Annotated in this window: 7 protein-coding genes and 1 tRNA gene; 5 read left to right on the forward strand and 3 right to left on the reverse strand. The window is 60.1% G+C overall.

Translation table 11 applies throughout. The features are described from left to right. Positions 1-196 (reverse strand): disulfide bond formation protein B (locus WBF74_RS02350; RefSeq protein ID WP_424434593.1); only part of this gene is annotated, 196 nt, incomplete at its 3' end. A gap of 121 nt (positions 197-317) precedes the next feature. On the opposite strand from WBF74_RS02350, the gene WBF74_RS02355 reads away from it, so the two are divergent. Next, positions 318-403 (forward strand) — tRNA-Leu (locus WBF74_RS02355). Position 404: 1 nt separating this feature from the next. Here the strand turns inward: WBF74_RS02355 and WBF74_RS02360 are convergent. Then, positions 405-1,088, reverse strand: a complete 684-nt coding sequence (locus WBF74_RS02360; protein ID WP_424434596.1) for a TetR/AcrR family transcriptional regulator — start codon at positions 1,086-1,088, stop codon at positions 405-407. 114 nt (positions 1,089-1,202) lie between these two features. Here WBF74_RS02360 and WBF74_RS02365 point away from each other — a divergent pair, with 114 nt between their 5' ends. From WBF74_RS02365 to WBF74_RS02375, 3 genes are all read left to right on the forward strand, one after another. Beyond that, positions 1,203-2,027 (forward strand): Coq4 family protein, encoded by an 825-nt coding sequence (locus WBF74_RS02365; protein WP_424434599.1) that lies wholly within the window; start codon positions 1,203-1,205, stop codon positions 2,025-2,027. Positions 2,028-2,120: 93 nt separating this feature from the next. Further along, positions 2,121-2,477, forward strand: a complete 357-nt coding sequence (locus tag WBF74_RS02370) for an arsenate reductase (protein ID WP_424434602.1) — start codon at positions 2,121-2,123, stop codon at positions 2,475-2,477. Beyond that, entirely contained in the window at positions 2,474-3,064 is a 591-nt protein-coding gene (locus WBF74_RS02375) for a GNAT family N-acetyltransferase (RefSeq protein WP_424434605.1), read from the forward strand. Before WBF74_RS02370 ends, WBF74_RS02375 begins: the two co-directional genes overlap by 4 nt. Here WBF74_RS02375 and WBF74_RS02380 read toward each other — a convergent pair. After that, on the reverse strand, positions 3,061-3,387 hold the full coding sequence (locus WBF74_RS02380) for a sulfurtransferase TusA family protein (RefSeq protein WP_424434608.1): 327 nt from the start codon (positions 3,385-3,387) through the stop codon (positions 3,061-3,063). The two genes, WBF74_RS02375 and WBF74_RS02380, sit on opposite strands and share 4 nt — an antisense overlap. Positions 3,388-3,589: 202 nt before the next feature. On the opposite strand from WBF74_RS02380, the gene WBF74_RS02385 reads away from it, so the two are divergent. Next, a partial coding sequence (locus WBF74_RS02385) for a long-chain-acyl-CoA synthetase (protein ID WP_424434611.1) occupies positions 3,590-5,332 on the forward strand: 1,743 nt, incomplete at its 3' end.

Below are 5,332 nucleotides of genomic sequence, written 5' to 3' on the forward strand. Positions count from 1 at the left end.
GATTGGTGTTACGCGACAGCAGGCCTGCGATCAGCGCTGGGCCGAGCGCCAGATAATGCGGCCAGCGCCCTTCAAGGCAGAGCGAGCAGGGCATGTAGCCCAGCACATGCTCAAAAAAGAGCGCGCCACCAAGCGTGGCCGCACTCACGGCGAGCAATATCCAGGGGATGATGTTCGAGGGCAGGCGTTCTGTCATGGTTTCATTGAAGCATGGGGACGGGTTTTTGTCCCGTGGCCCGACGCCGCATGAGCCTCCCTCTTTCTTTTCCATTGAAGGCCGGGCGAAGGCCATTATGATGCGCGCCCGCCGCTCCGGGGCCCCTGTGGCGGAATGGTAGACGCGGCAGACTCAAAATCTGCTGTTGGCAACAACGTGCTGGTTCGAGTCCGGCCAGGGGCACCACTTACTCAGCCTTATCATCCAGATGGTCATTCAGCATTTTCGCGAACCAGACGCGGAAGCGCTTCAGCCCGTCCCGATTGAGGCCGGCTGCTTCGGCGAGCTGGCGGCCGACAATGGCTTCGCCAAAGGCGGCGTTCGCGGCCAGCATGGCGGTGAAGAGCGTGTCTTCGCGGTCGGGCTTTCTGAGGCCGTGTTCCTTCGCATAGGCCTCGCGCCGCTGCTGCATCGCCTCAACGATCTCGCCCATCACATTGTGCCCGGACTGTTCGCTCGTGCCTTCTGCGGCGCGCCCTGTGAGCAGGAGCCATGAGAGACGCCGCGCCGTGCCGCGGTCGCTCAGCACTTCGAAGACATGGCCGATATGGTCCATCGCGTCATCGCTTTTTTCATCGCCTGCAAGCGCGGCGAGAAGCTTGTCGCGGAGCTGGTTGTTTGCCCGGTTGATGAGCGCGCGGACAAGGCCGTCGCGGCTTTCGAAGTGGTGCAGAATCGCCGGGTGGGAGATGCCGACATCGCGCGCAATATCCTGAAGCCGCAAGCCCTCCGGCCCCTGCCGGGCGAGCCTCGCCTCGGCGGCATCGAGAATGAGCCGCCGCGCTTCCTCCGCCGTGCGCCGGATGCGCTTTGCGGGCGGTTTTCCGGGCTTTTCGTCCGTGGTGGCGCGGTCTTTGTCAACGCTCGACACGAAATCTCCTTCGACCAGAGTTATATTGACAGAAATGTCAGTATGGCCTATGCTTCACATCAGGTCATATGGGGCAATGGCGAAACGTCACTATATAACAACGGGACATATCCGATGACGACTGTAAGCCCGATGAAATCCGACACCAGCAATTCTCATGCTCGCGCGCCTGTGAAACGGAAGCGCAAGCGCATCCAGCCGCTGAAGGCGCTGCGGGCCATGCGTGCGCTGACTGCCGACAAGGAAGATACGTCGCAGGTTTTCGTCATCATCGACGCGCTGTCAGGCAATGCCAATGACCGCCAGTTCGAGCGTTTCGCGGCCTCGCCGATCGGGCAGCGTATCCTGTCCGAAAAGCGTGACCTCGTGAAGACGCTGAGCGACACGGCCTGGCTTTCAAGCCTGCCCGAAGGCTCGCTTGGGCGCGCCTATTACGATTTCATGGCGGAAGAAAACCTCACCGCTGACGGGCTGGTCGAGGCAAGCGAGGTGGTGCGCCGCAAGGATGATGACCGGACGCCCGAAGAATATCTGTTCGGGTGCCGCAATCGCGACCAGCATGATCTCTGGCATGTGACGACAGGCTATGGTCGCGACGGGCTTGGCGAGCTTGCCCTGCTCAGCTTTACCTATGCGCAGACGCGCAATCGCGGTATCGGCTTTATCGTGATGATGGGGACACGTTCGACAAAGCGGACGCTGCCGCAGGTGAATGTCCGGCGTGTGGTGCGCGAAGCCTATCGCAATGGCAAGAAGGCGCAGTGGCTGCCGGGTGCGGACTGGGAAGCGCTTTTGCCGAAGCCGCTTTCGGAAGTGCGCGCGCTTCTCGGCATCGAAGAACCGGTGGCATACCGCGAAGTGGAGCCTTTGTCGCTCGAGGCAGAAGCTGCCTTCAAGGCGGAGCGTGCGCGCCAGATGCAGACGATGCAGGCTGCCTGAACCACAATCTCATAAATTTCCGGCGCTTTGGCACCGGCCTCTTCCCCGCTATGCTTGGGCAAAGGTTCACAGGCAGAACAGGGCTAGAGAACGGTGCTTGGCGTTTATGGATTGAAGAATTGCGATACCTGCCGCAAGGCGCTCAAATGGCTTGAGGCGGAAAGCATCGCCTACACCTTCCATGATGTGAAAGCGGATGGCATCAGCGCGGCTGATGTGAAGCGCTTTGCGGCGGCTGTCGGCTGGGAGGCGCTTCTCAACAAGGCGAGCACCACTTGGCGCGGGCTTCCCGACAGTGACAAGCAGGATCTGACGGAAGCAAAGGCCGTGAAGCTGATGGCGGCAAATCCTTCGCTCATCAAGCGGCCCGTTTTCGAGAAGGGGCGCATGATCATTTCGGGTTTCCGCGATGCGCAGAAGGCAGCTCTCAAGGATGCTTTGGGCAAATGAGATTGGGGCGGCGGGCTGAATCCGGTTCTCAGATCAATCTCCCGATTGAGACGCCCCGCCTTGTCATCCGCGAATTTGTTGCGCGCGATCTGGAAGCGGTTCACGCCTATTCGTCATTGCCGGAAGTAACGCGCTTTCTCGCCTGGGGGCCGAACACGCTGGCGGAAAGCAAGCAGGCTGTTCGCGCCTTTCTCAATGATCAGACCGAACTTCTCCGCACGAATTTCGATCTTGCCATCTGGCTCAAGGGGACGAGGCGGACAGCGCCCCGGCTTATCGGTGCGGTCGGCCTCAAGATAACGGACCGTGAAAACCGGACGGGGGACATAGGCTATGTTCTGCACCCGGATTACTGGGGGCAGGGGCTTGTGCTGGAGGCTGCCCATGCACTGATGGGGGCAGGCTTCAGCGAGCTTGAGTTGCAACGCATCACGGCAACTTGCGACCAGCGCAACAAGGCGTCCGCCCGGGTGATGGAAAAGCTCGGCATGAGGCGCGAGGGTGCCTTTCGCCGCAGCCGCTACATTCAGGGCGCCTGGCGGGACGAATATCTCTACGCGATCCTGTCGGACGAGTTTTTCGGCTAGAGGCTTTTCACCGGCTTTGCCAGCAGATCCTCTTCATCGCTGACCTGATCGCCCCGCCGTATCAGGAACTCGATCCATGTGCCCCGGTCGCGGATTTCGATGATTTCATGGCCGGCCTCGGCGCAGAAATGGGGCATGTCGATCCGCGCGACGGGGTCGCTTGCGAAAACCCGCAGGAGGTCGCCCGGCTCAAGGCGCAAAAGGCGCTTTCGCGCGCGCAGGACCGGCAAGGGGCATTGCTGCCCGATGACATCGAGCAATATCTCGCCCCGATCCTCGGTTCCGGGTTCCTGCTCCTGCTGCGGGTTCTGGTCTGAACTCATCTCGTCTGTCGTATTTGTGAGGCTCTCGCGGCGGATTGCCGGAAGAGGGCCGATAATGCCTTGTCACCACCGGCATGTCACGGAGCCGTGAACGATCAATCGGGAGATTTCCCCGGCCTTTTCTTGACGTTTCGCCACCGTGACAGGCATAACCGGGGAGAGGCGGCTTAACGTAAGGCAAAGCTCGGGAGGGCGGTCGGATATGGGATTCTTCAAGCAGATCGGCAATGAAATTACCTTCGTTCGGGCGGCCATGCGCTCGTTGAAGAAGCTCAAGGCCATTCGGGAAAATGAGTCCCACACCTTCTCCGATACGATCGAGGAACTGGCCCGGGCCAAGCCGAACAATATCGCGATCTATTTCGAGGACCGGGCGATCACCTATCGCCAGTTCAACGAAGAGGCGAATAAATATGCGCGCTGGGTGCAGGCGCAGGGCATGGGGCGCGGCGATGTCATCGCGCTGATGATGGAAAACCGGCCGGAATATCTGATCGCCTGGCTCGGCATCATCAAGGTTGGTGCAACTGCAGCGCTCATCAATACGAACCTCACCGGCGGCCCGCTTGCTCACTGTCTCAATATTTCCAATGCCGACCACCTCATCCTCGGTGCGGAGCTTGCCGAAAACTATTCGACGGCGGCGGACCAGCTTGCCCGAACGATGACCGTCTGGGCGACAGGCGGCAAGGTGCAGGGCGCGCATGATCTCGATGCGGTGCTCTCCTCGCTTCCGGGCGACGCGCTGCCCGCCGATATTCGCAAGGATGTGACGCTCGATGATGATGCGCTCTTCATCTATACGAGCGGCACGACGGGCAATCCCAAGGCGGCGCGCATTCCGCATATCCGGCTTGCCAGCATGATGGGAGCCTTTGCGGCTGGTGCGAATTCGACCGAGAAGGACCGCGTCTATGTGGTGCTTCCGCTTTATCATTCGGCAGGCGGTGTCTGCGCCGTCGGTATGGCGCTCACGGTTGGCGGTGCGGTGATCCTGCGCCGCAAGTTTTCCGCGACGCAGTTCTGGGATGATGTGCACAAGTACAAGGCGACGCTCTTCCAGTATATCGGCGAGCTGTGCCGCTATCTGCTCAACACCGAAAAGCATCCCAAGGAGCGCAAACACAAGCTGCGCATGGTGGTGGGCAATGGCTTGCGGCCGGAAATCTGGAAGCCTTTCCAGAAGCGTTTCCGTATTCCCCATATCCTCGAATTTTATGGCGCGACGGAAGGCAATGTCGCCCTCATGAATTTCGACGGCACGGAAGGCGCGATTGGCCGCATTCCGGGCTGGGCGAAGGCGAAGTTCAATGTCGAGCTGGTGAAGTTCGACATCGAGAAGGAGCAGCCGGTGCGTGGCGCCGATGGCTTCTGCATTCGCGCAGATGTAGGCGAGGCAGGCGAAGCGCTTGGCCGCATTTCCGATGATCCCGATCAGCCGACTGGCCGCTTTGACGGCTATGCGAAGAAGGAAGAAACGGAAAAGAAGATCCTCCGTGATGTCTTCGAAAAGGGCGATGCCTGGTTCCGCACGGGCGACCTGCTGCGACAGGACAAGCGCGGCTATTTTTATTTCGTGGACCGCATTGGCGATACCTTCCGCTGGAAGGGCGAAAATGTCGCCACATCCGAAGTATCGGAAGCGATCTCGGTTTTCCCCGGCGTGAAGGAAGCCAATGTCTATGGTGTGCATGTGCCGGGTACGGATGGCCGCGCCGGCATGGCCTCCATCGTGGCGGAGAACGGGTCGCTTGATCTCGATAAGTTCCGCACACAGATGTATAAGGAATTGCCGGATTATGCTGTGCCGGTCTTCCTGCGCATCCAGCCCGAAATGGAAGTCACGGGCACCTTCAAGCACCGCAAGGTGGAGCTGGTGAAGGAAGGCTTCGATCCCTCGACTATCTCCGAGCCGCTTTATTTCAACTGCCCCGAGCAGAAGAAA

This window comes from Parvibaculum sp. (assembly GCF_049672805.1).
Classification (GTDB): domain Bacteria; phylum Pseudomonadota; class Alphaproteobacteria; order Parvibaculales; family Parvibaculaceae; genus Parvibaculum.